We start from the raw sequence: 23,918 nt of genomic DNA on the forward strand, positions 1-23,918 counted from the left end.
AATATTCGCCTCTCATCTGGCGTAAATGGCCTTTGGTAAACGTACGCCGTCGCCCCTTAAAAAAAGAAAAACCTGACGCAGGGATCTATGGAAAACCTTCGAGGCAAAGGGCTGTCGTTTGCCCGGCGCATTTATCGGCCGCGCATTATCGGGCTGGGCATTGGCAGCCTGTGCGTGCTGGCCGCCCTGTACCCGCTGGCCATGCCCGGATGGATCTGGGCATTGTGGCTGCTCAACGCATTTATCTGGCCGCACCTGGCGTACCAGTTATCGAGCCATTCGGCATTTCCCTACCAGGCCGAGCGCCGCAACCTGCTGTATGACTCACTGTCCGGTGGGTTCTGGGCCGCAGCTACGCAATTCACACCACTGACCGCAGTGACCATCCTCGCGATGATGACCATGCACAACGTCGCGGCGGGCGGCAAGCGGTTGATGGTCCAGGGCATGCTCGCGCAACTGGTGGGCGTGGCACTGGCCTGGCTGATATTCGGCCCTTCATTCAATCCCAACGTCGGCCTGATCCAGGTGTATGCGTGCCTGCCAATGTTGATCCTCTATCCCGTCGCCATCGGCATGGCCAGTTATCGTTTGGCCATCAAGCTTTCGGAACACAAGCGTGCCCTGAGCGCCTTGAGCCGTACCGACAGCCTCACCGGCCTGCTCAATCACGGCTCCTGGAAAGACCTGCTGCAACTGAAGTTCCACAAGTGCCAGCAGCAACAATCCCAGGCCACCATTGCGCTGATCGATATCGACCACTTCAAGCAGATCAATGACGCCTATGGCCATATCGTTGGTGACCGAGTGCTGCGACAACTGAGCAAGGAATTGCAGCGCAACGTGCGGGAAAATGACCTGGCGGGCCGCTACGGTGGCGACGAGTTCTGCGTGATCCTCCCGGACGTTGCGCTGGAACAGGCCAGCTATGTGATGGAGCGTCTGCGGGAAATGTTCAGCCGCTACCGCGACCCGCAGGTCCCGGAGCTGCGGGTCAGCCTGAGCATTGGCCTGGCGGCCTACCAGGTGCAATTCACCCAGGCTCATATGTGGCTCAACGCAGCGGACAAGGCGCTGTACGCCGCCAAGGGCACCGGGCGCAATCGGGTGACGGTGGCTGAATCCCTGGTGGCCCGTTCCGCCTGAATAGAACTTCCCTCGGGGGCCAAGACTCAGAGCTCTGATCTGTACTGTCTGCCGGTAGAAGGGAAGCCGGCAATGAGCACGTCTGCCGTGGGCCTGGGGCTACACGGTGAGCAAGCGCAACCATGGATACATTCTCGCACTGTGCATCACTGAGCCCGCGACCATGCTATTTACTGCCCATAAAAAAACCATCACTACCCTGCAAGAAACGATCAGCCAACAAGCCGGCCTTCTCGATGCTCTCGAGCGCTCCATGGCCGTGATCGAGTTCGATCTACAAGGCAGCGTTTTGCGCGCCAATGACAACTTCCTCAAGACCATGGGCTACCGCGCGGATCAAGTCGTCGGCCAACCCCATCGCCTGTTTTGCACCCAGGCGTTTGCCCGCAGCGCCGATTACGGCCAATTATGGACGCAACTGCGCAACGGCCAGTTCCAGTCGGGCACCTTCGAGCGCGTCGCCGCCGATGGCCACTCGGTGTGGCTGGAAGCCAGCTACAACCCGGTGCGCGATCAGGCCGGCCGAGTGGTGAAAATCATCAAATATGCCCTGGACGTCAGCGCCAGGATGCAGGCCGAAAGCGAAGCCAATGCCAAGCTCGAGGCGATTGACCGGGCCATGGCGGTGATCGAGTTCAACCTCGACGGCACCATCATTACCGCCAACCAGAACTTCCTCCAGCGCCTGGGTTACAGCCTGTCGCAGATCCAGGGCAAACATCATCGCCTGTTCTGCAAACCGGAGCTGGCCAACAGCCAGGAATACAGCGATTTCTGGCGCCGGCTGAACCAGGGTGAGTTATTCAGCGGCCAGTTCGAGCGCATCACTCACACCGGCCAGACGCTGTGGCTGGAAGCCAACTACAACCCGGTCTACGACGCCAGCGGCCGCTTGTGCAAGATTGTGAAGTTCGCGTCGGACGTCACCGCCATGGTGGAAAAACACGCCGAAGATGCCCAGAGCGCCACCCAGGCCTATCACATCTCCCTGCAGACCCGGGAGATCGCCGAAAAAGGCGCCGAGGTGATTCAGCAGACCGCCAGCGGCATCCATGACATTGCTGCCGACATAGAAAGCTCATCCAGACTGATCGCCAAGTTGGGCGAGCGCTCGCAGCAGATCACCGCCATCGTCAACACCATTCGCGCGATTGCCGACCAGACCAACCTGTTGGCCTTGAATGCCGCCATTGAAGCCGCACGTGCAGGTGACCAGGGCCGCGGGTTTGCGGTGGTCGCCGATGAAGTCCGGCAACTGGCCGCCCGCACCAGCGGCTCCACGGCGGAGATTTCGAGCATGATCGAGATGATCCAGAGCGAAACCCGCCAGGCCATCGACAGCATGGACAGCACCCGCGACCGGGCCGCCCAAGGCGTGGACCTGGCCAACCAGGCCGGCACGGTGATCCTGCAGATTCGCGAAGGCACCAGTGATGCCGTGCGGGCAGTGAGTATGTTTGCCAATGACCGGGTTGGGTTGTAGAGACTGGCTTGCCGGCACCTACGAGGGGTGGCGCAAGTGCTGGCCCAGTTCATCGAACAACGTCACCACTGATCGCAGCGCCCGGCAGTCCGGGCGTGTCAGCAACCACAGGGCCGTATCATGCCCCGCGAGTGCTGGCCCCAGTGGCTGCAACCCATGGCCTTCCCCCAACAGAAAATCCGGCAGCGCCGCCACGCCCAGGCCGGCACGTACCAACTCGGTCGCGGACAACATGCTGTTGCAGCGGTAGCTGGGCCTGACGCCGGGCAAGTGCTGGCGACGCCAAGCCACGGTGGGGTGGTCGGGCAGGAAGTCATCCGGCGCGATCCAGGCCAGGCTGGCCAAGTCCTGAATGTCGTGCTGCTGCGCATAGCCGGGACTGGCGCAGACGCGATAGGACACCGTCCCCAGGCACCGCCCCACCAAATGCTCCGCAGGTGTGCGGGTCAGGCGCAAGGCGATGTCGGCATCGCGCCGACTGAGGTTGGCAAAGTCGTTGGACGTGCTCAGCTCCAGAGTCAGCGCCGGATAGCCCGGCATGAACCGGGCCAGGGCCGGCAGCAACAGGCCCTGCAACACCGAATCGGTGCAGGTCAGGCGCACTGTGCCGCTGATCACCTCGCCGCCCTGCTCTACCCCAACCCGCGCAGCTTCCAACGCCTGCTCGGCACGTTCCGCCTGCTGGGTGAGTGTGGTGGCCAGGCTGGTCGGCAGGTAACCGGTACGGCTCTTTTCGAACAGCGCCTGGCCCAGTGACGACTCCAGGCGCCGCACAGCCCGAAACACCGTGGACACATCCACCCGCAGCAAGGCCGCCGCCCGGGCCAGGGTGCCACCACGCACCAGGGCAAGGACCAGCGCCAGGTCGGGATAGTCGAGTTGATAGTGCGTGGCTGCATTGAGCATGTGGAGTAACGCCAATATTGATTGCGTGAGCGCCAATCTATAGTGCGCTCCAGGACTCGACAAGCCATTGGACGCCAGCCATGAACCCCACTGCCCTGCACCTCGCCCTGATTGGCGACTACGACCCGCAAGTGACAGCACACCAAGCCATCCCGCTTGCATTGCAACAGGCCAGCGCACAGCTGGGCCTGACGATCCATGCTCAGTGGCTAGCCACTGACACCCTCCTCGACGCCCAATCCCTGCAACCCTTCGACGGATTCTGGTGCGTACCTGCCAGCCCCTATCGCGATATCGACGGTGCCTTGCGGGCGATCCGTTTTGCCCGCGAACAGCGGCGTCCTTTCCTCGGCACATGCGGCGGTTTTCAACATGCCGTGCTGGAATATGCGCGCAATGTGCTGGGCTGGGCCGATGCCGAACATGGCGAACTGGCCCCCGATGCGCCCCGTGCGGTGATCGCCCCCTTGGCATGCGCCCTGGTCGAGACCATCGCCCCGTTACGCCTAATGGCATTCACACGGATTGCCGAAGCTTACGGCACCCTTGAAATTCAAGAGGCTTATCGTTGCCGCTATGGCGTCAATCACGACTTCGAACAAGCATTGCTGGAGGACAATCTGATTGGCAGCGCCCATGACTCCACGGGCGAGGTGCGGGCGATAGAACTGCTGGACCATCCGTTTTTTGTCGCCACGCTGTTCCAGCCAGAACGCGCGGCACTCAAGGGAGCCAACGTGCCGCTGGTCACGGCATGGCTCAGGGCCTGCCAGGAGCGCTCGGCATGATTGCCCAGACACCCGCCACGCCCTATTACGCCGTGATCTTCACCTCCCTGCGCGCCGACACCGATCCAGGCTACGCACAGGCCGCCGAACGCATGCTCGAACTGGCCCGCCAGCAACCGGGGTTTCTCGGTGTCGAGTCGGCCAGGGGCGAAGAGGGGTTGGGAATTACCGTGTCCTACTGGGCCAGCGAGGCCGCCATCCTGGCCTGGAAACAACACACCGAGCACCGCGAAGTGCGCGAGCAAGGTAGGGCCTCCTGGTACTCAGCCTTTCACACACGGGTATGCAAGGTGGAGCGGGCTTACGCCTTCAACGCCCTGTAGTTGCAGGGCTGAACTGGCGATCGGTGTCCCCCTGTGAGCGCTGGCTTGCCGGGGCGTTCTTGCTGACGCCATCGCTGCAAGCCAGCGCCTACAAGGGGTGAGCGTGATCAACTGACCAGGCTGCGCACCGCGCTGATCTGCGGGATTTCAACCCGGCGCATGTACACCCGCAGCGGTTCGGTGATGTTGATCCGGTCGTCGATGTTCTGGTCCAGCAGCAGTTGGATGTGCTCGCGGGACAGGGTCATGGCCTGGTCGGCCGCGGGCTGCCAGACGAACTCGCTGGTGGGGATGATGCCGTCGTCGGCGACGTCCATGCCGAACGAGTCTTCGCTGAAACGTACGATGTACTGGCCGGTCTTGCGGTTCAGGCCGACAAAGCCGTTGAGTTGGTCGGCGGCCTGGCAGATGAGTTCTGAAGTGATGCGCATGCTAAACCTCACTGAAAAATCCCACAGGGGAAGTGAACGATGGTTTACACGCGAGGCAGAAAAATAAGGCAATACAGGTTTCCCTCTGGCGGGGAAGCTCGGACCAAGAGTACTGCATAGCACGGCACAAAAGCGCAGAAAAATAGCGCATGCGCACGTTAATGTCGGTTTGGTGATAGCGCGATTTGCATGCAATTGTTAAAAAGGAACCCTTCTTGAAGCTACCTCCACGAAAGGACCTCGCACATGCCTGCTACGTTTACCAAGAGTGCCCTGCTGCTCGCTCTGATGATGGGCCTTGGCCACGCACAGGCTGCAAGCCCCATCAGCCCGGTTGAACTGGCGACCAAGGACGGCATTCCCCACCCTGCCGTGATCGCCCACCGAGGTGCATCCTTCGATGCCCCGGAGTCCACGGCCGCCGCCTACAAGCTTGCCCGCGACCTGGGTGCCGACTACCTGGAACTGGATCTGCAACGCAGCAAGGACGGCGTCCTGTTCGCCTTGCATGACAACAATCTGCAACGCACCACCGACGTGGCCACCAAGTTCCCTGAGCGCAAAGACAGCCCGGCCAACGAGTTCACCTGGAAAGAACTGCAAACCCTGGATGCCGGCAGTTGGTTCAACGCCGCCTACCCGGATCGTGCGCGCCCGGGCTTTGTCGGTTTGAAAATCCTCAGCCTGGACGAAATCATCAAGATCGCCGAAGGCAACCCCCAGCACAAACCCGGCCTGTACATCGAAACCAAGGAGCCCAAGCAGTTTCCGGGGATCGAAGCCGATCTGAAAGACAAGCTGCTGGACAAGGGCTGGCTCAGTTCCGTGGGCTCCAAGCTGGGCAAGAGCAACACGGGCGTCGGCCAGGGCAAGGGCCGGGTGGTGCTGCAGACCTTCGAGACCGCCAGCCTCAAGGAACTGCAGAAAGAAATGCCCAACACCCCGAAAATCCTGCTGCTGTGGGTGGGTGAAGGCAGCATCGAGCCCAAGTCCAAGGTGACCTTCGCCGAATCCGGCGAGCCGACCAAGGCGGCCTACTATGCCAAGCAGGAACCCAAGGACGCTGCCGAATTCGAGAAGTGGGTCGATGAAGCCAAGAGCCTCGGGGCGATTGGCACCGGCCCGTCCGCACAACTGACGAACCTCGGCGACCAGAGCTATTCGGACCTGGTCAAGCCCGAGATGAACCAGCTGACCCACGACAAAGGCTTGCTGGTACACGTCTATACCGTCGATGAACCGGTGGATTTCGAGAAGGTCATGAGCGCCGGGGTCGATGGCATCTTCACCAACCGCGCCGCCGAACTGCTGAAGTTCTACAAGCGCTGGCCGTCGTCCAGCGTGCAGGACCTGCTGCAGGACAACGGTTACTGAGTGAACGAGTGGTCAGGGCAACTGTGGCTGGGCCGTGACTACGGCCTGATCCTCGGTGAGACGGGGCGCACTGCGCCCCACGCTCATTACGCCCATCAATTTATCCTGTCCTCGGAAAGTCCCGTCACCGTCAGCCTTGATGGGCACCTGCAAACGGCCTATCGCCTGTTCATCCCCTCTCGCCAGCCCCATGCCATCGTCCACGCCCCCGGCACTGTGTTGATGGCTTATGTGGAACCCGGGGCATTCGACCTCGATTCGTTGCAAAAAACCCTGCAGACGGCCGAGTTCTCCCCCGAACGCCTTGAGCAGTCTTTGCGCCAACTGCCACGTCGCCAGGCTGACGATGAGCGGGTGCAGCGCGCACTGCACACCCTTGATCAACAGTTGAACGGCAAGGTCTCGGCGCAAGCCTTGGCAGAGGCGGCGCACCTGTCCTTGAGCCAGTTGGAACGCCTGTTCGTCAGCCAACTCGGCGTGCCGGTGCGGCGCCTGGTGATGTGGCGACGCTTGCGCCTGGCCCTGGACCTGGCCCTGAACGGCCACACGTTGACACAAGCCGCCCATGGCGCGGGGTTTGCCGACTCGGCGCACTTTTCCCGGACCATGAAGCAACTGTTTGGCGTGACCGCCGGGGCCTCGTTGCGCCATCTGCGGGTACACCTCCTCCCCCTGTAGGAGCGAGCATGCTCGCGAAGAACTCGAGAGCACCGCATCAAACCAGACAGCTCACGCCTACATTTGGAGAGCGCTTGGGACAGGCGGTTCTTTACTCAACTGGGTCGCCGTAAAGGGGTCACGCAGTTGCCCAAGATAATCCACCGGGAAATCCGGACGGCTACCAATCCCCAGGTCGCCCTCGCCCATTCGATAGTCCTCGGTGTAAAACGCAGTCCCCAACAGCCAGTCCCACAGGTTGAAAAACAAACCGAAATTCACATCCCCCGCGCGCCCGTACTTCATGTGGTGAAAGCGATGCACCGGCGCCCAGGCAAACACCCAGCGCAGCGGCCCCAGGCGCATATCGACATTGGAGTGCTGCAACAGCAACTGCACCGCAATGGCCAGCGCCAGCAACATCGCTACCTCCACTGGAATGCCCAGCAGGACCAGCGGCAGCAAACCCGCTGTGGCTTCGAGCATCTGGTGCAAGGGGTGCTTCATCAAGCCATTGAACCCATAGAGCCGCTGCACGCTGTGGTGCACCGCGTGCAAACGCCAGAGTGCGGCGATGCGGTGACTGGCGTAATGCATCAGCGTGATGCCCGCATCGGCAATCACGATGGCCAGCAGCAATTGCGCCCCCAGTGACCAGGCGCGCGGCCAGGCGCCCTCGATCGCCAGCCAGGCCGTGAGCAGCGGCAATGCCAGCAACCCCAGGGCATTCAGGCTTTCATTGACCAATGCATGGAGGACATCCCGGCGTCGGTCGCCCAGCGGGCGGTTCCACTGAGGCTCGTAGGGCAAGCACAACTCGGCAATGAACGACACGCCGATGGCCAGCGCAAACACCGCCAGCAACCACTGCGACGCGCCAACCGTGACCAACCAAAGCCCCCCACCTATAAACCCCACCCAGAACACGGGTGCATACAGCCAAGCCAGTATCTGTTTCATGTGTGTCTCCTGAAGTTGAGACACCAGCATGAAATTTCCCGGCGCGGGGCGATTGAACAAACAACGCAAACGTCCTACACAATTAAGGGTGAATTAAGTTGCGCGGGTTAATCTGATCCTACTTAAACAGCTCACCCCAAAGGACACCACCATGAAAAACCTGACCGCTTTGTTCGCCGCTGCTGCCCTGACCCTGACTGCTGGTTTGGCCCAGGCCGATGTTCGCCCGGACCAGATTCCAAGCCTGCTGCAATCGGGTGCCGTGATGCCATTTGAACAACTGAATGCCGCCGCCCTAGCCCAACACGCCGGCGCGACCATCAACGACACTGAGCTGGACAACGAAGCCGGTACCCTGGTCTACGAAGTGGACCTGACCGACACCACTGGCAAGAAATGGGACGTGAAGCTCGACGCCAAGACCGGCAAAGTACTGGAAAACAAGCAAGACACCTGAGTTACCCCAGCACTTCTGGTAACCGGTCCAGGAAAGCCCCCCGTGTCGAGGGGGCTTGTCCCGCTGGGCTGCGCAGAAGCCCCAATAAGACCGCCGCTTTTTATCAGGCAGACCGCAGCGCCTGGGTTCAGGGCTGCTGCGCAGCCCAGCGGGGGTGCCCCCTCGCCACAGCACGCTAATTCACCACAACAAGCCGCCTTGCCACAGGCCGCTGGTGACTGACACAAAACTGTCAAATCCCCTTGCAATGATTGCGCGACGCGCACCTGTCGCTTTCCTCTGCGAGCCACCATGAACCACAGCATCGACCACGGCCACCAGGACTCCGACCTGTTTGGCCTGCTTTATGGTTTCCGCTTCAAGCCCGGCGAAAAAGCCGAGCAAATCGACTCAGCGACTGTGCTCAAGGCCTTGCAACAACCGGCTGATCCCGATGAGTTCCTGTGGCTGCACCTGAACCTGGCCCACGCGGCCTGCCAACGCTGGATGCAGGCCCACCTGGAACTGCCCGAAGAGTTCTTCGAGGCGCTGCACGAAGGCTCGCGCTCGACGCGCATCGAGCATGTGGACTCAGCCTTGCTGGCGGTGGTCAACGACGTGGTGTTCAACTTCAGCAGCATGATGTCCTCGGACATTTCCACCTTGTGGGTCTGCGCCCGCAGCCGCCTGCTGATCAGTGCGCGCCTGCAACCCCTGCACTCGGTGGACAAGCTGCGCTCCTCGGTAAAGGCCGGCGAGCACTTTCGCTCGCCGCTGGAGCTGTTGGTGCATCTGTTGCGCGACCAAGGCGAGGTGCTGACACAGATCGTGCGCAAGACCAGCCAGAGTGTGGACCAGATCGAAGACCAGTTGCTGTCCTCGCGCCTGTCCACCAACCGCGCCGAACTGGGGGCCATGCGCCGAGTGCTGGTACGCCTGCAACGCCTGCTGGCGCTGGAGCCGGGCTCGCTGCTGCGCCTGCTCAATCGCCCGCCGCAGTGGCTGCAAAAGGAAGACGTGAAGGAGCTGCGCAAATCCACCGAAGAATTCGCCCTGATCATCAACGACCTCACGGCCCTGGGCGAACGGATCAAGTTGTTGCAGGAAGAAATCGCCGCCAACCTCAACGAGCAAAGCAACCGCACGCTGTTTACCCTGACGGTGGTGACGGTACTGGCATTGCCGATCAATATCATCGCCGGCTTCTTTGGCATGAACGTCGGTGGCGTGCCGCTCTCCCAGGACCCCGAAGGGTTCTGGATCCTGGTGGCGTTGGTGGCGACGTTCACCTTGATTGCCGGCCGATGGGCGTTTCGCAAGCGCCGGGATTACTAAGCCGGCTCCTACAGGGATTTGTGGACCGGCGGTGATCTCTATCCACCAAACACTGATTTGACGCAGCATCTCTGTAACATTCTGCAACGATCATGGGAAACATCCTCCCCACACTGGATGCTCCGGCATGGCCACCCCTTCCCTCACTGCCTCCTCCCAGGCAGGCGCCACTGACGCAAAACCGCAATTGGACAAGAAACCCGGCCTGCTCACGGTGATCGTGTTCTTCGCCGTACTCGCCATGGGCCTGTTGTTCACCGCCTACAGCCTGATGCACGACATGCAAGAGTTGGGCACGGTGGTCACCACCTGGACCCCGTTCCTGCTGCTGGGCGTGGCGTTGCTGATTGCCTTGGGGTTCGAGTTCGTCAACGGCTTCCATGACACCGCCAACGCGGTGGCGACGGTGATCTACACCAACTCGCTGCCGCCGCATTTCGCCGTGGTCTGGTCGGGGTTCTTCAACTTCCTCGGGGTGCTGCTGTCCAGTGGCGCGGTGGCCTTTGCCATCATCGCCTTGCTGCCGGTTGAGTTGATCCTGCAGGTCGGCTCATCGGCTGGTTTTGCGATGATCTTCGCCCTGCTGATCGCCGCGATCCTGTGGAACCTCGGCACCTGGTGGCTGGGCCTGCCGGCGTCGTCTTCCCATACGCTGATCGGCTCGATCATCGGTGTTGGCGTGGCCAATGCCCTGATGCACGGCCGCGACGGCACCAGCGGCGTGGACTGGGCGCAAGCGATCAAGATCGGCTACGCGCTGCTGCTGTCGCCACTGATCGGCTTCGGCTTTGCAGCCCTGCTGTTGCTGGCACTGCGGGCCTTTGTGAAAAACCGCTCGCTGTACAAGGCCCCCAAGGGCAACACACCGCCGCCCTGGTGGATTCGCGGCATGCTGATCGTGACCTGCACCGGCGTATCCTTTGCCCACGGTTCCAACGATGGCCAGAAAGGCATGGGCCTGATCATGTTGATCCTGGTGGGCACCCTGCCCATGGCCTACGCCTTGAACCGCACCATGCCGGCCGATCAATCCCTGCAATTTGCCGCGGTGGCAGAAGTCACCCAGCAAGCCCTGGTCAAGAGCGCGCCGCAGGCGGCCCCGGCCGACCCGCGACCGACGCTGTCGACCTATGTGCGCACCAAGGACGTCACGCCCGAGTTGATCCCCGCCCTCGCCGCCCTGACCGGGCACATCGGTGAACAAGTGAAAGGCTACGGCTCCCTGGCCAAAGTGCCCGCCGAGGCCATGGGCAACGTGCGTAACGACATGTACCTGACCAGCGAAACCATTCGCCTGATGGACAAGGGCAAGGTCGGCCATTTCGATGCTGACACCCAAGGCAAGCTGCAACTGTTCAAGCAACAGATCGACAACGCCACGCGCTTCATCCCGCTGTGGGTGAAGATCGCCGTGGCCATCGCCCTGGGCCTGGGCACCATGGTCGGCTGGAAACGCATCGTGGTGACCGTCGGCGAGAAAATCGGCAAGACCCACCTGACCTACGCCCAGGGCGCCTCGGCGGAAACCGTGGCCATGCTGACCATTGGCGCCGCAGACATGTTCGGCTTGCCGGTATCCACCACCCATGTGCTGTCCTCGGGCGTGGCCGGGACCATGGTCGCCAATGGCGGCGGCTTGCAGATGAAGACCATCCGCAATTTGTTGATGGCCTGGGTACTGACGTTGCCGGCGGCGATTGTGCTGTCGGGTAGCTTGTACTGGTTGTTCACCCAACTCTTCTGACAGGCAAACCTGTAGGAGCCGGCTTGCCGACGATGGCGGTGCAACAGCCAACAGCGGTGTTGATTGTCATGGCCTCATCGCCGGCTCCTACAAGTTTCAGGAGAATAGGGCCGCCATCGCTTTGAGCCGCTTCTTGTACACCCGCCGCGCTTGCAGCGCTTCTTCCAACGTCACCGCGACAAACCCCGCGCGCTGGTTAGGCTGCATCTGCCCGATCAAATCAAGGTCGGCGCTGATCACCGTGCCGATCATCGCGTAGCCGCCGCCGGATACGGCATCGCGGTGCAGCACGATGGGTTCCAGGCCGGCCGGGACCTGGATCGAGCCGATGGGGTAGCAGCTGTCGACGATGTTCGATGGGTCAGAGCCTGCGCCAAACGGTTGCTGCCGCGGCTGGAAGCTCAAGGCACTGCCGCCCTTGAAGCGGTAGCCGATCCGGTCGGCTTCGGAGCCCACGGTCCAGGGTTCGGCGAAAAAGCTGCTTTTGGCCTCGGGCGTCAGGCGCTCGTAATACAAGCCCGGCACCACACGCAATGTCACATCGCCGCCCACCGAGCGGCGCAGGGCCATCGGCAAACTGTTGCCGGCCCGGCTTTGCCCGCGGGTCTCGCCGATAGGCAACACATCCCCCTCCTGCAAGCGCCGCCCATGAAACCCGCCCAACCCACCCAAGGTGTAGGTGGAGCGACTGCCCAGCACCAGCGGCACGTCGATCCCCCCGGCCACCGCCAGATAGGTCCGCGCACCGGCCACCGGAAACTCAAAGCGCAGCACCTGCCCGGCACGCACCTGGAATGCCGTGTCCTGGTGCACCACTTCACCGTCCAGGCGCGGCGACATCAGCGCGCCGCTCAACGCCACCAACCCATCCTGTTGAAACTCCAGCTCCGGGCCGATAAGCGTGCATTCCAACCCCGCCGCGCCCGCCGGGTTGCCCACCAGGTGGTTGGCCGCACTCAAGGCGTACTGGTCCAGGGCACCGGACGGCGGGATTCCCAAGTGGTAAAAGCCTTCGCGCCCCAGGTCCTGCACGGAAGTCGCCAGGCCAGGCTTGAGCACCTTGATCATAGGAGCGCCTCCTGCAGGGTTTTCGGATAGCCGGTCGGGTCGGCAAAAAAAGCATCCAGGGAGAACTCCACCGGCCGAATGCGTAAGTCAAAACGTCCGGCTTCTACCTCGGCCACTGCCAGGTCGTAGGCATCCCGGTCGATGGGCTTGAACTGCACGATATCGCCTGGGCGAAAGAACACCATGTGCTCCTTGAGGTAGGCCAACTGCTGGGCCGGGTCGTAGATCGGCGCCGGGGTCACGCCAAACATCTGGTAGCCGCCGGCACCGCGCACTGAGTAGATACAACCAAAACAGCCGCCATGGCCAAGTGTCAGCTTCGGCGTGTCGGTGCGTGGGCGCAGGTATTTGGGCACCTGCAACTGGCGCTCGCGCTCGACCATCTGGAACATGAACGGCAGGCCGGCCACAAAGCCGACCATCGACACAAACCACGGCGCGCCACTGTGGGCAGCAACAAACGCCTCGACATCCGCCAGGCCATTGACCCGCGCCGCGTACTCCAGGTCCGTGCCAGTGGGGTCTTGGTGACGGTCGCGAAAACGCATCAGGGTTTCATGGGTCCAGGGGTCGTTGTACAGCACCGGGATCTCGATGATGCGTGTATGCAAGGTACGTTCGGCCACCGCTTGGGCCTCGGCGGTTTGCACCGCGTCGAGCAGCACATGGGGGGCGATCAGGTCCGGGTCGAAACGGATCTGGAACGAGGCATTGGCCAGGCAGATATCCAGCACGCCGGGCAGTTCCAGGCGCTGCACCGCACGGGTGACAGCCATGCCTTTGAAGAACGCCTCCAGGGACATGCTTTCGCTGACCTCGGCGAACAAATGCTCATCGGCGCCAAAGCTGTAGCGAATCGGGGATGTTTGAGCCATGTCTGTTCCTCTTGGAATCATTGTAGAAAGGCAGGCAAAAAAACCATGTAGATGGCGGGATTCTTGTGGCGAGCGGGCTTGCCCCGCGCTGGGGTGCGAAGCAGCCCCAACAAGACCAATGATTTCTATCAGAAAGATCCGGGGGGCAGGGTTTAGGGCTGCTTCGCACCCCAGCGCGGGGCAAGCCCGCTCGCCACAACAAGCCCGCTCGCCACAGAAAGCCCGCTTGCCACGGTGATGCCCGCCTGGTCCAGGGCTGTGCGGGTCGCTTCCACCAGATCCAGGGCGCCCGGTGTATCGCTGTGCAAGCAGATGGAATCGAATTCGATAAACAGGTCTTCGCCTTCGACGGTGCGCACCAAGCCGGTCTGACAGGCACGCAGCACACGCGCTGCCACCGTTGCGGGGTCCAGGGCGCGTACGTTGCGGGTAAACACAATGGAACCAGACAGATCGTACTCACGGTCGGCATAAAACTCGCGAACCACCGGCTGCCCCAGTTCCTTGGCAATGCGCCAGATCACCGAACCGGGCATGCAATACAGCAGCAGTTCAGGCTCCAGGCGCTGCAGGTTTTCTACCAGCAGCCGTGCGGCCTCTTCGTCCCGGGCCAGGTGCATGTACAGCGCGCCATGGGGCTTGATGTGCTGCAAGGTCACGCCCTGCACCCGCGCCAATTCGCGCAGGGCACCCAGTTGGTAGAGCATGTCGTCTACCAGTTCCTGGGCCGGGGCGTTGATATGACGGCGGCCAAACCCCACCAGGTCGCGAAAGCCCGGGTGCGCGCCAATGGCTACGCCCAAGGCCTTGGCGCGCTCGATGGTGCGGCGCATGGTGCCGGGGTCGCCGGCATGGAAGCCGGTGGCCACGTTGGCGGAGCTGATAAACGCCATCAGTTCATGATCCACACCGTCACCGATGGTCCAGGGGCCGAAGCTTTCGCCCATGTCCGAGTTGAAATCCACTGTTTGCATCGGGGCCTGCTCCGCAAGAGTTCGTGCCATCGAAAATAGGCCGGCCCTTGATCCCTTGGGAAGATCTATTATCAGATAGGGTATCTTCTGAAAATCAGATACCACGATGAGCAATCTGTATGTCCTTGACGTTGCGCCAGGTTCGTTACTTTGTCGCCACCGCCGAAATCGGCCAGATTTCCCAGGCGGCGATCCACCTGAACATCTCCCAGTCGGCGGTGACCACCGCGATCAAGGAACTGGAAGCCATGCTCGGTGCCCAGCTGTTTGTGCGCTCGGCCCAGGGCATGAACCTGACCGATGCCGGGCGGCATTTTCTCAACCGCGCCTATGTGATTGTGCGCAGTGTCGACGACGCGCTGAACAGTCCGCTGCCAGACTACCGCGCCAGTGGCGTGCTGCGGGTTGCGGCCAGTTACACGGTGTTGGGTTACTTCCTGCCGCACCACCTGCAACGCATGGAACACTGGCATCCGGACGTGACCATCGAGGTCTTCGAGCAGGAGCGCCAGGCGATCGAACAAGGGCTGCTGGATGGCCAGTTCGATATGGCCGTGGTACTCACCGCCAACCTGACCCACCCGGATATCGTCTCGCAGATCCTGTTCAATTCCGAACGCCGCCTGTGGCTGCCCAGCCACCACCCGCTGTGCGAACGCCGTGCGGTGAGCCTGGCCGATGTGGCGCGCGAGCCCTATATCCTGCTGACCGTGGATGAGGCGGAACAAAGTGCCATGCGCTACTGGGAACAGGCCGGGCAAGCGCCCAAGGTGCGGCTGCGCACCAGTTCGGTGGAAGCGGTGCGCAGTATGGTGGCCAATGGCAGCGGCGTGGCGATTCTGTCCGACCTGGTGCACCGCCCCTGGTCTTTGGAAGGCAAGCGCATCGAGACCCTGAGCGTGACCGACAAGGTCACGCCCATGAGCGTCGGCCTGGCCTGGCACCGCGAACGCGCGTTCACCCCGGCGATGCAAGCATTGCGCGACTACTTCCACGACGCCTTCCTCGCGCCCCAGCAATTATCCACACGCCGTTAAAGCAGGCCCTTCAAGGTGGCCGCCAACCAGTCCATCAGCACCCGCACCCGCAGCGGCAAGTGCCGCTGGCCGGCATACAACATCGACACATCCAGCGCGGGCGCGGGGTAGTCGGGGAGCACCGCCACCAACTCGCCCTTTTCGAGCAATTCGCGGATGCCCAGCCCCGGCACCTGAATGATCCCGAAACCGGCGAGGCACGCCGACTGGTACGCGTCTGTGCTGCTGACCGTGACCCGCCCGGCCATGGCAATGCGCTGCACCTTGTTGCCCTGCGCATACTCAAAACCCGCTGAACGCGCACCCAGCGGCCGCACGTAGTGCACCAACTGATGCGCGGCCAGGTCGGCCAGGGTCTTGGGTTCGCCATAGCGTTGCAGGTAGCCGGGGCTCACGCAGTTGATCATCGGCATGCTGCATAACAGCCGTGCGACCACCGACTGGTCCGGCTGTACGCCCACGCGCAGCACACAATCAAAGCCTTCGGCCAGGAGGTCGACCTGACGGTCAGAGCTGCTGATTTCCAACTCGATCAAGGGATGCCGATCCATAAACTCCGGCAGGCGCGGCACGATCACCTTGCGCGCCATCACATTGGGCATGTCGATACGGATCCGCCCGGTCAATTGCGCCTCATCCTGGCGAAACAGCCCTTCGAGCTCCTCCATATCGGCCAGCAGGTCCTTGCTGCGCTCATACAGCACCCGCCCGTCCTGGGTGGCTTGCACCTTACGCGTGGTGCGCTGCAGCAGACGCGTGCCCAACAGGTCTTCCAGGGCGCGCACCTGCTCGGATACGGTCGAACGCGGCAGCCCCAGGCTATCGCCGGCCTGGGTGAAGCTCGACAGTTCGGTGACGCGGACAAAGGTGCGCAACAACTCCAGCTTGTTCATGGTGGTGATCCGTGATTGTTCGCTTGATCCGACCAGTGATTCCGGATCAGCCATGTTTATCACGTAATGCCCGGACAAATACACTCAGTCCCAGCGTTACCCACCCGCTCCGAGGACTGCACCATGACCCGTAAAATCGCACTGATCACCGGCGCCAGCCGTGGCTTGGGCAAAAGCACCGCCCTGCACCTGGCCGCCCAAGGCATCGACATTATCGGCACCTACTACAGCAAGGCCGAAGAGGCACAGGCAGTCGTGGCGCAGATTGAACAACTCGGTGGCCGCGCCGCCATGTTGCAATTGGATGTGAGCAAAAGCGCCACATTCGACGGCTTCGTCGGCGAAGTTGGCCGCACGCTGAAGGAAGTTTTCGCACAGGAACAGTTCGATTTCCTGATCAACAACGCCGGTATCGGCACCCACGCCAGCTTTGTCGAGACCACCGAAGAACAGTTCGACCAAATGGTCGCAATCCACCTCAAGGGCCCGTTTTTCCTGACCCAGAAGCTGCTCGCGCACATCGTCGACGGCGGGCGCATCATCAATATTTCCAGCGGCCTGGCGCGTTTCAGCCTGCCGGGCTATGCCGCGTATGCCTCAATGAAAGGCGCGGTGGAAGTACTGACCCGCTACCAGGCCAAGGAGTTGGGTGCACGAGGGATCAGCGTCAACACGCTCGCCCCTGGCGCCATTGAAACCGACTTCGGCGGCGGCGCGGTGCGCGATAACGCCGGGATCAATGCCTTTGTCGCCAGCAACACGGCCCTCGGTCGGGTCGGCCTGCCGGACGACATTGGCGGGGCGATCTCCACGCTGCTGGCCGATGGCAGCAAGTGGATCAACGGGCAACGCATCGAGGCGTCGGGTGGGATGTTCGTCTGACGGCCCGCGTCATCGTTAACGTCCTTCGCGAGCGAGCTCGCTCCTGCACAGGAATTTTTCCCGCAGCACGTCGTAGACCCAGTGGTACACATAGGTGTACGGCAGGAAGAACAACAGCACGCCGATATCCAGGATAAACGCCTGCATCAGGCTGATATTCAGCCACGCGGCAATCAGCGGCACGGCAAACAGAATCAGCCCGCCCTCGAACAGCAGGGCGTGGATGACCCGGGTCTTGACGCTGTTGGCCAGTTGCAGGCGCACCTTGAGGCGGTCGAACACGCTGTTGAAAATCATATTCCACGTCAGCGCCAACAAACTGATGGCCAGGGTCACCGCGCCCATTTCCAGGGCCGGCCGGCCGGTGATCCAGACGAGCAACGGGGTACAGATCAGCAAGGCCAGGCCTTCGAAGCCAAGGGCCTGGAAAACACGTTCGGTGACGGACTTGGTGGTGTTCATAAGTGTGGCTCTGGGAATGTCTTGGGTTGCCATTATCGATCCCGCACTCGATACTTAATAATCAATAACCATCGATCAAGGCGATAGATGATGGCTTCGCATGAAGTGTTGCAAGCGTTTGTGCAAGCGGCGACCCAAGGCTCGTTTTCGGCGGCGGCGCGCAAACTGGGCAAGAGCCAATCAACGGTCAGCGCCGCAGTGGCCAGCCTGGAGATTGATCTGGACGTGGTGCTGTTCGACCGCAGCAGCCGCAAACCCACCCTGACTCCGGCCGGGCATGTGCTGCTGCAACGGGCCGAACACGTGCTGGAGGCCAGCAGCCGCCTGGAGCTTGCCGCCAGCCAGTTGTCCCAGGGGCTGGAGCCCAAGCTCAGTATTGCCATGTCCGATACTTATCAGTCGGGACGCTTCGAAACCCTGCTCAGCGCCCTGGAACAACGTTATCCGGACCTGGAACTGGAGTGGCTGATTGCCGAATGCGAAGACCTCATCGCCCTGGTGCAAAGCGGGCGGGCGCAGCTCGCGTTTATCGAGGCCCAGGAGGTCTACCCGCCAGACCTGACCCATGCCACCGTCGATGAGGGCGCGCAGCTTGCGCTGTTTGTTTCCCCGCGGCATGCACTGGCCAGCCTCGATCCCATCAATCAGCAAAGCCTGCAACAACATCGCGAGCTGCGCCTGGCAAGCATCATCAACCCCAATGAAAACCGGCAGACCGGCCGAGTGTGGTCCGCCCCCAGCTTTTTGATGCTGATGGAAATGGCCATCCTCGGTTTTGGCTGGGCAGCCTTGCCGCGCTGGTTGGTGGAGCGCTTTGCCAATGGTCAGCTGGTGGAGCTCAAGGCTCGCGGCTGGCCACGCTCGGTGGCCGTGGATGCCTTATGGTCACGGCAACACCCGCCAGGACCTGCGGGGAGCTGGCTGCTGGAAAAAATGCTCGAATAGCCGGCTCCTACAAGGAGGTGTCGGTGCAGGTGGCCAGGCGACGTTCGATGAAGCGTTTTTCCGGGGTTTGATGGGTCAGGGCCAGGGCTTTTTCGTAGGCCTGGCGCGCCTCTTTCATACGCCCCAATTGCCGACAGAACTCCCCACGCGCCGAATGCGCCAGGTGGTAGTCCAGCAACTCGCCACGCGCCAGGATTCCCTCCACTTGCTGCAACCCCGCCAAGGGCCCATCGCGCATGGCCAGGGCAGCAGCGCGGTTGAGTTCGATCACCGGCGACGGCAGCATCCTCAGCAACACGTCATACAAACCAATAATCTGTGGCCAATCCGTCGGCGCCGCGCTCGGCGCCTCGGCGTGCACTGCCGCAATCGCCGCTTGCAGGCAGTAAGGACCAAAGCGCCGGGTGGCGAGAGCCTGCTGCACCAACCCGCAGCCTTGGGCAATCAACCCTGCATCCCACAGCGTGCGGTCCTGTTCATCCAGCAGCACCAGTTCAGCGGCAGGTGATAACCGGGCCGGGCGCCGGGACTCGTGGAGCAGCATCAAGGCCAGCAGGCCCATGACTTCCGGTTCCGGCAGCAACTCCAACAGCAGATGGCCCAGGCGTATGGCCTCGCGGGTCAAGTCATCACGGGTCAGGTCGGCGCCCATGGACGCCGAATAGCCCTCGTTGAACACCAGGTAAATCACCCGCAGTACGCTGTCCAGGCGTTCGGGCAACTCCGCCAGGGCAGGCACTTGATAGGGAATCCTCGCTTCGCGGATCTTGCCCTTGGCGCGCACGATGCGTTGGGCGATGGTGGCCGGCGTGACCAGGAAGGCCCGGGCAATTTCCTCGGTGGTGAGGTCACAAATCTCACGCAGGGTCAGCGGCACCTGGGCATCCGCCGCCAGCGCCGGGTGGCAGCACGTAAAAATCAGGCGCAGGCGGTCGTCTTCCACGTCTTCGGTACTCCAGTCAGCCGCTTGCAGCGCATCGGCCTGCTCCTGCAGCAACGGGGTGAAGCGGGCCTGGCGACGCAGACGGTCGATGGCCTTGAAGCGCCCGGTCGAGACCAGCCACGCCCGCGGGTTGTCAGGCACCCCCTCCTGCTGCCAGCGCTCGACCGCGACGAAGAACGCCTCATGCAGGGCTTCTTCGGCGAGGTCGAAATCCCCCAGCAGGCGAATCAAGGTCGCCAGGATGCGCCGGGACTCGCTGCGGTAGATCGCCTCGACCTGGTCTTTGACGGTCAATCGCGCAGGCTCTGGGTCACCAGGCTCACCAACCGATCCAGGCTCTCGCCCCAGCCCTGATGAAAGCCCATGGCTTCATGGGCCTGCTTGTCGGCTTCGCTCCAGTGCATGGCGCGGGCGGTGTAGCGGGTCTTGCCCTCGACCTCCTCGAAGGTCACTTCGGCGCTCATGAACGGCTTGCCCGATGGAATCCAACCCGGCAGGAATGCATCGGTAAACACCAGCCGGCGCGGCGCGTCGATCTCCAGGAATACGCCCTGGGTCGGATACTCGCTGCCATCCGGCGCGCGCATCAGGGTGCGAAACAGACCACCGACCCACAGGTTCATTTCGCACTCCGGCGTGGTCATGCCGTGGGGGCCCCACCATTGCTGCAACAAGGCCGGCTCGGTCCAGGCACGAAACACCCGGCTCGGTGGCGCGTCGATCACGCGGCTGATGGACAGTTCGAATGCAGCAGGTTGAGTGTTCATTGGGTAAACCTCCTGAGTCTTATGATTGTTGGGTTCAGAGATTCAATTCACGCACGGGGCGCACTTCCACACTGCCGACCCGCGCCGCCGGGATACCACCGGCTACCTGCAGCGCCTCATTCAAGTCCTTGGCCTCAATCAGGTAGAAGCCGGCAAGCTGCTCCTTGGTTTCGGCGAACGGCCCATCGGTGATCGACAGCTTGCCGTTGCGCATGCGTACGGTGGTGGCCGTGCTCACCGGCTCCAGGGCCTGCGCCGCGAGCATGCGGCCACTGGCGTGGATCGCTTCGGCGTAGGCGTGGCATTCCGGGTCCTTGGGGCTGTCGGGCAGGCTGTGCAGCAAGGCTTCGGCGCTGTAGACCAGGCACAGGTATTTCATGGCGTTCTCCGTTTGCGGACTACTGACTATAGTTGGCGGCGATCAAGGTTTCAGGTCGAACAGACCGGCGCCGGTTTCCATATCGAACGGTGCAGACCAGTGCTCATGCACCACCTGCCATTGCCCGTTGGTCCGCTGATAACCGGCGGTGACGCGCATCCAGCAGGTCTTGAGCACGCCGTCTGGCCCCGAACCACCACAGTGCGCGAGCCAATGGGCAAAGGCGCTGTTTTCGGCGGCGACGATATGCAGCTCATGGAACTCAAAGACACCGGGGCCCGGGCAAGACTCCATGCAGGCCTGCCAATGGGCGCGGTAGGCTGCCTTGCCTTTGAACTGCAGGGCATTGACGGCATCGAACGCGACGATATCGTCGGCGTAAAAGCTGACAATCTGCTGGATATCCTTAGCGATGACTGCTTGTTTCCATTGCTCGATCAGGCTGTTGATTGCGTTGTTCATGGCGATGCTCCTCGGGGTGCAAATCACGGAAGACACCTTTGGTCGAATGCCCCGCCGGCAAATCGACAAGCCTGCGAAAAATAATTTCGCCGAGGGTAAAGCCGCTAGAATTCGCGACTTCCCTGTAGGACTTCGGATACCTGCCCGATGGAAACCCGCCTCGCGCCCTATGAGACGCTGACCGCTGTCCAGCAACAGCAACTCGCCACTCTGGAAGTCCACCCCGAGCAACTGCCCTATAGCGGCGACATCTACTGCGCGCTGAACAGCCTGCAGGTCAACCCCAGCCCCGGCATCAAGGGCTTCGCCCTGCTGGCCGACGACATTCCCGTAGCCTTCCTGCTACTCAAGCGCCCGCCCTGCCTGCCCCATTGGGCCAGCGAACACAGCGCCACCCTGCACGCCCTGCAAGTCGATCGCCACCAACAAGGCCGAGGTTTCGGCAAAGCCTGCCTGCAAGCCCTGCCCGCCGCCGCCCGCCAGGCCTGGCCGCAGATCACCGCCCTGGAGTTGTCGGTGGACAGCGACAATGTGGCGGCGATGAGCTTGTACTTGCAGCAAGGCTGGGTAGACCGGGGCGAGGCGTATAAGGGGCGGGTTGGCTATGAGCGGCGGTTGTCGCTACTGTTCTGATGACGCACAAGGAGACTCCCATGCTAACCAGCCTCGAACAGCTCGAAACCCTTTACGGCAAGCCCCACGAGCGCGCCGTGCACAAGGAAATCGGATTTCTCAATGAGGATTACCAGGCGATGTTGAAAGCCTCGCCGCTGGTGATTGTCAGTTCTTGCGGACCTGATGGCCTCGACGGCTCGCCTCGGGGCGATGTGCCGGGGTTTGTGCGCATCATCGATGAGCGCACCTTGGCGATTCCGGATCGGCCGGGCAATAACCGGCTCGATACCTTGCGCAACCTGCTGGTGGACCCGCGCATCGCCTTGCTGTTTATCATCCCGGGGATCGGTGAGACGTTGCGGGTCAATGGGCGGGCGCAGATCTCCATCGAGCCTCAGTTGCTGGAAAGCTTTGCGGTGAATGGCAAGCCAGCGCGGTCGGTGATTGTGGTGCAGGTGGACGCTGCGTATTTCCACTGCTCCAAAGCCTTTGTGCGCTCCGACTGCTGGAACCCGGACAAGCATCTGCAGCGCACGGCGCTGCCATCAGCGGGCGCCATTCACAAGCGTTTGAATGATGGGCAGTTCGATGCCGAGGCCTATGACCGGGAGATGCCGGAGCGGGTAAAGAACAGTCTCTATTGAACGACTGCAACTCCATACAAAACCTGAGCTGTCTACTGTCAGCTTTCACAGCTATACAGGCTTTCGCCCTGGGTTTTTACTGAACTACCAAGGTTGTCGCTCAACGTCTACATCGAGCAGGAATGGGAATTCCAAACTTCCCCATGGAGAGTGACCATGAGCATTCCATCCAACACCCCCCCGATGAATAGCGCTGGAGCCCCAGACCTTTCGTTTGGTAACTCATCCCCTAAAAACGGTACTGTTATCGCCCTACAGTCCGAGGGAATTTCCCGCGTGCTCAACGATGGGTCAACCATTACTGTAGGGTTAACTTCCGCCGCAGGTGAAAGACGTATCGTCGTAACCAAACATACACCTGCTGGAGAACTGGATTTAAACTACGGGACTTGGGAAACGGAAACTAGCGAGGTCATCCGCCTCGTTCACCTGACCATTCAACCCGACGGAAAACCCCTGTTATTGGCTGCGCGTGGAAACGAGGGCGCCGCATTTATTACCCGCTTCAATGCACAAACCGGCGAAGTGGATCACTCGTTTGGCATCGCAGGAACCAGAGAACTCGGGAAAAGAATCTACACCGGCCTACTTCCCAGAGGGGGTCTTGCGGTGCAAGCCGATAACAAGATCGTTTCTGTGTTCCATGATGGCACCCAAAGTTTTATCTTTCAGCTCAGCGTCAGCGGCGAGCTGATCAACTTTGGATATCTCGGGCCCATTGAGTCGCCAAATACCCTTCTCAACACATTACTGATCACCTCCAGCGGTTTTGTCATCGCCGGCACCAGAACTGGCACCGACACCCGCAGGGCACATATGAGGGGGTTTCTTGCAAATGGCCAACCGGACTCCACGTTCGGCAAGGAGGGGGTCGTTGAGCTGGAGTTTTCAAATAATGAAAACAAACAAATCTCAGCGCTCGCGAAGGGGCCAAATGGTCAAATAGCTGTCGCGGGGGGGAGTTATTACTTGCCATCAGAGATGAACTTCGTGGCCAGTGTACTTGCCGACGGTCAAGCCAACCCGCAGTTCAATGGCGGAAAACCTGTGGAGAGCAGCTCCAATATTTACTCCTATACCGATGTCGTGACCCAGGCCGATGGGAAAGTTGTTGCTTTAGCGCGTAGCTCTAACGGCGCCCAGGTTGATCTGATCAGGCACACCGTGACCGGTCGGTTGGACCCCGATTTTGGTCAGCAAGGTATTGCACAGGCATGGCGCGATCCGCAAGGACGGCCCGAGCATTCCTTTGTCGACACACTGGAGTTGGTACAACCGGGTGAAAAACTGCAAAGCAGTGGTGTTCTAAGTAGTTACCGCGGATCCTTTATCGGGCGACTGCTCAGCCAGTAGTACTACCGGCTGAGCTGCCCTGGCAGCTCGGCCGTA

General features: G+C 61.5%; 26 protein-coding genes and 2 pseudogenes. 16 read left to right on the plus strand and 12 right to left on the minus strand.

Features of this window, described 5'->3' with window-relative positions; genetic code table 11:
- Positions 1-87 precede the first annotated feature (87 nt).
- The 3 genes and pseudogenes from GDV60_RS20260 to GDV60_RS27170 form a co-directional block, all read left to right on the plus strand.
- Positions 88-1,146, plus strand: coding sequence for a diguanylate cyclase (locus tag GDV60_RS20260; RefSeq protein ID WP_029294409.1), 1,059 nt, complete (start codon positions 88-90; stop codon positions 1,144-1,146).
- A gap of 163 nt (positions 1,147-1,309) precedes the next feature.
- Positions 1,310-2,077, plus strand: a pseudogene (locus GDV60_RS27165) (PAS domain-containing protein); the annotation flags it as partial.
- A gap of 114 nt (positions 2,078-2,191) precedes the next feature.
- Positions 2,192-2,629, plus strand: a pseudogene (locus GDV60_RS27170) (methyl-accepting chemotaxis protein); the annotation flags it as partial.
- A gap of 18 nt (positions 2,630-2,647) precedes the next feature.
- Here the strand turns inward: GDV60_RS27170 and GDV60_RS20270 are convergent.
- On the minus strand, positions 2,648-3,535 hold the full coding sequence (locus GDV60_RS20270) for a LysR family transcriptional regulator (protein WP_159908575.1): 888 nt from the start codon (positions 3,533-3,535) through the stop codon (positions 2,648-2,650).
- Between the two features lie 80 nt (positions 3,536-3,615).
- Here GDV60_RS20270 and GDV60_RS20275 point away from each other — a divergent pair, with 80 nt between their 5' ends.
- Entirely contained in the window at positions 3,616-4,323 is a 708-nt protein-coding gene (locus GDV60_RS20275; RefSeq protein ID WP_133715401.1) for a CTP synthase, read from the plus strand.
- On the plus strand, positions 4,320-4,646 hold the full coding sequence (locus GDV60_RS20280) for an antibiotic biosynthesis monooxygenase (RefSeq protein ID WP_159908577.1): 327 nt from the start codon (positions 4,320-4,322) through the stop codon (positions 4,644-4,646). The genes GDV60_RS20275 and GDV60_RS20280 overlap by 4 nt, the downstream gene beginning before the upstream one ends.
- A 107-nt stretch (positions 4,647-4,753) precedes the next feature.
- On the opposite strand, the gene GDV60_RS20285 is transcribed toward GDV60_RS20280, so the two are convergent.
- A complete protein-coding gene (locus GDV60_RS20285; protein ID WP_029294400.1) occupies positions 4,754-5,077 on the minus strand; it encodes a DUF2025 family protein in 324 nt (107 codons plus the stop codon).
- Between the two features lie 246 nt (positions 5,078-5,323).
- On the opposite strand from GDV60_RS20285, the gene GDV60_RS20290 reads away from it, so the two are divergent.
- Complete coding sequence (locus GDV60_RS20290; RefSeq protein WP_029294398.1) at positions 5,324-6,451, plus strand: glycerophosphodiester phosphodiesterase; 1,128 nt, start codon at positions 5,324-5,326, stop codon at positions 6,449-6,451.
- Complete coding sequence (locus GDV60_RS20295) at positions 6,452-7,129, plus strand: helix-turn-helix domain-containing protein (protein WP_133715400.1); 678 nt, start codon at positions 6,452-6,454, stop codon at positions 7,127-7,129.
- Positions 7,130-7,186: 57 nt separating this feature from the next.
- On the opposite strand, the gene GDV60_RS20300 is transcribed toward GDV60_RS20295, so the two are convergent.
- A complete protein-coding gene (locus GDV60_RS20300; RefSeq protein WP_159908578.1) occupies positions 7,187-8,068 on the minus strand; it encodes a sterol desaturase family protein in 882 nt (293 codons plus the stop codon).
- Between the two features lie 151 nt (positions 8,069-8,219).
- Here GDV60_RS20300 and GDV60_RS20305 point away from each other — a divergent pair, with 151 nt between their 5' ends.
- The 3 genes from GDV60_RS20305 (at position 8,220) to GDV60_RS20315 (ending at position 11,583) form a co-directional block, all read left to right on the plus strand.
- Positions 8,220-8,525, plus strand: a complete 306-nt coding sequence (locus GDV60_RS20305) for a PepSY domain-containing protein (RefSeq protein WP_159908579.1) — start codon at positions 8,220-8,222, stop codon at positions 8,523-8,525.
- A gap of 291 nt (positions 8,526-8,816) precedes the next feature.
- Positions 8,817-9,839, plus strand: coding sequence for a transporter (locus GDV60_RS20310; RefSeq protein WP_092237684.1), 1,023 nt, complete (start codon positions 8,817-8,819; stop codon positions 9,837-9,839).
- 127 nt (positions 9,840-9,966) lie between these two features.
- Positions 9,967-11,583, plus strand: coding sequence for an inorganic phosphate transporter (locus tag GDV60_RS20315; protein WP_029294389.1), 1,617 nt, complete (start codon positions 9,967-9,969; stop codon positions 11,581-11,583).
- 96 nt (positions 11,584-11,679) lie between these two features.
- Here GDV60_RS20315 and GDV60_RS20320 read toward each other — a convergent pair whose 3' ends face one another.
- From GDV60_RS20320 to GDV60_RS20330, 3 genes are all read right to left on the minus strand, one after another.
- Positions 11,680-12,651: a biotin-dependent carboxyltransferase family protein gene (locus tag GDV60_RS20320; protein ID WP_159908580.1), complete on the minus strand. Its 972-nt coding sequence runs from the start codon at positions 12,649-12,651 to the stop codon at positions 11,680-11,682.
- On the minus strand, positions 12,648-13,526 hold the full coding sequence (locus GDV60_RS20325) for an allophanate hydrolase subunit 1 (RefSeq protein WP_029296493.1): 879 nt from the start codon (positions 13,524-13,526) through the stop codon (positions 12,648-12,650). The genes GDV60_RS20320 and GDV60_RS20325 overlap by 4 nt, the downstream gene beginning before the upstream one ends.
- Positions 13,527-13,678: 152 nt before the next feature.
- Entirely contained in the window at positions 13,679-14,500 is an 822-nt protein-coding gene (locus GDV60_RS20330; RefSeq protein ID WP_092237693.1) for a 5-oxoprolinase subunit PxpA, read from the minus strand.
- Positions 14,501-14,619: 119 nt separating this feature from the next.
- Here GDV60_RS20330 and GDV60_RS20335 point away from each other — a divergent pair, with 119 nt between their 5' ends.
- Positions 14,620-15,537 (plus strand): LysR family transcriptional regulator, encoded by a 918-nt coding sequence (locus GDV60_RS20335; RefSeq protein ID WP_029296489.1) that lies wholly within the window; start codon positions 14,620-14,622, stop codon positions 15,535-15,537.
- Here the strand turns inward: GDV60_RS20335 and GDV60_RS20340 are convergent.
- A complete protein-coding gene (locus tag GDV60_RS20340) occupies positions 15,534-16,430 on the minus strand; it encodes a LysR family transcriptional regulator (RefSeq protein WP_092237696.1) in 897 nt (298 codons plus the stop codon). The genes GDV60_RS20335 and GDV60_RS20340 overlap by 4 nt on opposite strands.
- A 123-nt stretch (positions 16,431-16,553) precedes the next feature.
- Between GDV60_RS20340 and GDV60_RS20345 the strand changes: the two genes are divergently transcribed.
- On the plus strand, positions 16,554-17,312 hold the full coding sequence (locus tag GDV60_RS20345) for an SDR family NAD(P)-dependent oxidoreductase (RefSeq protein ID WP_159908581.1): 759 nt from the start codon (positions 16,554-16,556) through the stop codon (positions 17,310-17,312).
- Positions 17,313-17,327: 15 nt separating this feature from the next.
- On the opposite strand, the gene GDV60_RS20350 is transcribed toward GDV60_RS20345, so the two are convergent.
- Positions 17,328-17,774 carry a multidrug/biocide efflux PACE transporter gene (locus GDV60_RS20350; RefSeq protein WP_092237702.1) on the minus strand — a complete coding sequence of 149 codons (447 nt, stop codon included), beginning with the start codon at positions 17,772-17,774 and terminating at the stop codon, positions 17,328-17,330.
- Between the two features lie 90 nt (positions 17,775-17,864).
- On the opposite strand from GDV60_RS20350, the gene GDV60_RS20355 reads away from it, so the two are divergent.
- A complete protein-coding gene (locus GDV60_RS20355) occupies positions 17,865-18,719 on the plus strand; it encodes a LysR family transcriptional regulator (protein WP_133715394.1) in 855 nt (284 codons plus the stop codon).
- Positions 18,720-18,726: 7 nt separating this feature from the next.
- Here the strand turns inward: GDV60_RS20355 and GDV60_RS20360 are convergent, their stop codons facing one another.
- From GDV60_RS20360 to GDV60_RS20375, 4 genes are read right to left on the minus strand one after another with little or no spacing between them, the layout of a single operon-like run.
- Positions 18,727-19,956: an RNA polymerase sigma factor gene (locus tag GDV60_RS20360; RefSeq protein WP_159908582.1), complete on the minus strand. Its 1,230-nt coding sequence runs from the start codon at positions 19,954-19,956 to the stop codon at positions 18,727-18,729.
- Positions 19,953-20,429 (minus strand): SRPBCC family protein, encoded by a 477-nt coding sequence (locus GDV60_RS20365; protein WP_070995340.1) that lies wholly within the window; start codon positions 20,427-20,429, stop codon positions 19,953-19,955. The genes GDV60_RS20360 and GDV60_RS20365 overlap by 4 nt, the downstream gene beginning before the upstream one ends.
- 34 nt (positions 20,430-20,463) lie before the next feature.
- Positions 20,464-20,808, minus strand: a complete 345-nt coding sequence (locus GDV60_RS20370; RefSeq protein WP_029296475.1) for a YciI family protein — start codon at positions 20,806-20,808, stop codon at positions 20,464-20,466.
- 42 nt (positions 20,809-20,850) lie between these two features.
- Positions 20,851-21,270, minus strand: coding sequence for a nuclear transport factor 2 family protein (locus tag GDV60_RS20375; RefSeq protein WP_070995339.1), 420 nt, complete (start codon positions 21,268-21,270; stop codon positions 20,851-20,853).
- A gap of 147 nt (positions 21,271-21,417) precedes the next feature.
- On the opposite strand from GDV60_RS20375, the gene GDV60_RS20380 reads away from it, so the two are divergent.
- The 3 genes from GDV60_RS20380 (at position 21,418) to GDV60_RS20390 (ending at position 23,882) form a co-directional block, all read left to right on the plus strand.
- Positions 21,418-21,903, plus strand: coding sequence for an N-acetyltransferase (locus tag GDV60_RS20380; protein WP_133715392.1), 486 nt, complete (start codon positions 21,418-21,420; stop codon positions 21,901-21,903).
- Between the two features lie 20 nt (positions 21,904-21,923).
- Positions 21,924-22,529: a pyridoxamine 5'-phosphate oxidase family protein gene (locus GDV60_RS20385; protein WP_159908583.1), complete on the plus strand. Its 606-nt coding sequence runs from the start codon at positions 21,924-21,926 to the stop codon at positions 22,527-22,529.
- A 156-nt stretch (positions 22,530-22,685) separates the two neighbouring features.
- Positions 22,686-23,882, plus strand: a complete 1,197-nt coding sequence (locus GDV60_RS20390) for a hypothetical protein (RefSeq protein WP_159908584.1) — start codon at positions 22,686-22,688, stop codon at positions 23,880-23,882.
- Positions 23,883-23,918 lie beyond the last annotated feature (36 nt).

This window comes from Pseudomonas sp. DTU12.1 (genome assembly GCF_009873475.1).
In the GTDB taxonomy this organism is placed as follows: Bacteria; Pseudomonadota; Gammaproteobacteria; order Pseudomonadales; family Pseudomonadaceae; genus Aquipseudomonas; species Aquipseudomonas proteolytica.

Bases quoted from the DNA above. Each gene is read 5' to 3' on its own strand.
- GDV60_RS20355 (WP_133715394.1), top strand. From the start codon at position 17,865: ATGGCTTCGCATGAAGTGTTGCAAGCGTTTGTGCAAGCGGCGACCCAA.
- GDV60_RS20375 (WP_070995339.1), bottom strand. From the start codon at position 21,270: ATGAACAACGCAATCAACAGCCTGATCGAGCAATGGAAACAAGCAGTC.
- GDV60_RS20390 (WP_159908584.1), top strand. From the start codon at position 22,686: ATGAGCATTCCATCCAACACCCCCCCGATGAATAGCGCTGGAGCCCCA.
- GDV60_RS20385 (WP_159908583.1), top strand. From the start codon at position 21,924: ATGCTAACCAGCCTCGAACAGCTCGAAACCCTTTACGGCAAGCCCCAC.
- GDV60_RS20335 (WP_029296489.1), top strand. From the start codon at position 14,620: ATGTCCTTGACGTTGCGCCAGGTTCGTTACTTTGTCGCCACCGCCGAA.
- GDV60_RS20325 (WP_029296493.1), bottom strand. From the start codon at position 13,526: ATGGCTCAAACATCCCCGATTCGCTACAGCTTTGGCGCCGATGAGCAT.
- GDV60_RS20275 (WP_133715401.1), top strand. From the start codon at position 3,616: ATGAACCCCACTGCCCTGCACCTCGCCCTGATTGGCGACTACGACCCG.
- GDV60_RS20260 (WP_029294409.1), top strand. From the start codon at position 88: ATGGAAAACCTTCGAGGCAAAGGGCTGTCGTTTGCCCGGCGCATTTAT.
- GDV60_RS20290 (WP_029294398.1), top strand. From the start codon at position 5,324: ATGCCTGCTACGTTTACCAAGAGTGCCCTGCTGCTCGCTCTGATGATG.
- GDV60_RS20340 (WP_092237696.1), bottom strand. From the start codon at position 16,430: ATGAACAAGCTGGAGTTGTTGCGCACCTTTGTCCGCGTCACCGAACTG.
- GDV60_RS20300 (WP_159908578.1), bottom strand. From the start codon at position 8,068: ATGAAACAGATACTGGCTTGGCTGTATGCACCCGTGTTCTGGGTGGGG.
- GDV60_RS20370 (WP_029296475.1), bottom strand. From the start codon at position 20,808: ATGAAATACCTGTGCCTGGTCTACAGCGCCGAAGCCTTGCTGCACAGC.
- GDV60_RS20315 (WP_029294389.1), top strand. From the start codon at position 9,967: ATGGCCACCCCTTCCCTCACTGCCTCCTCCCAGGCAGGCGCCACTGAC.
- GDV60_RS20280 (WP_159908577.1), top strand. From the start codon at position 4,320: ATGATTGCCCAGACACCCGCCACGCCCTATTACGCCGTGATCTTCACC.
- GDV60_RS20350 (WP_092237702.1), bottom strand. From the start codon at position 17,774: ATGAACACCACCAAGTCCGTCACCGAACGTGTTTTCCAGGCCCTTGGC.
- GDV60_RS20310 (WP_092237684.1), top strand. From the start codon at position 8,817: ATGAACCACAGCATCGACCACGGCCACCAGGACTCCGACCTGTTTGGC.
- GDV60_RS20270 (WP_159908575.1), bottom strand. From the start codon at position 3,535: ATGCTCAATGCAGCCACGCACTATCAACTCGACTATCCCGACCTGGCG.
- GDV60_RS20305 (WP_159908579.1), top strand. From the start codon at position 8,220: ATGAAAAACCTGACCGCTTTGTTCGCCGCTGCTGCCCTGACCCTGACT.
- GDV60_RS20320 (WP_159908580.1), bottom strand. From the start codon at position 12,651: ATGATCAAGGTGCTCAAGCCTGGCCTGGCGACTTCCGTGCAGGACCTG.
- GDV60_RS20345 (WP_159908581.1), top strand. From the start codon at position 16,554: ATGACCCGTAAAATCGCACTGATCACCGGCGCCAGCCGTGGCTTGGGC.
- GDV60_RS20365 (WP_070995340.1), bottom strand. From the start codon at position 20,429: ATGAACACTCAACCTGCTGCATTCGAACTGTCCATCAGCCGCGTGATC.
- GDV60_RS20285 (WP_029294400.1), bottom strand. From the start codon at position 5,077: ATGCGCATCACTTCAGAACTCATCTGCCAGGCCGCCGACCAACTCAAC.
- GDV60_RS20380 (WP_133715392.1), top strand. From the start codon at position 21,418: ATGGAAACCCGCCTCGCGCCCTATGAGACGCTGACCGCTGTCCAGCAA.
- GDV60_RS20330 (WP_092237693.1), bottom strand. From the start codon at position 14,500: ATGCAAACAGTGGATTTCAACTCGGACATGGGCGAAAGCTTCGGCCCC.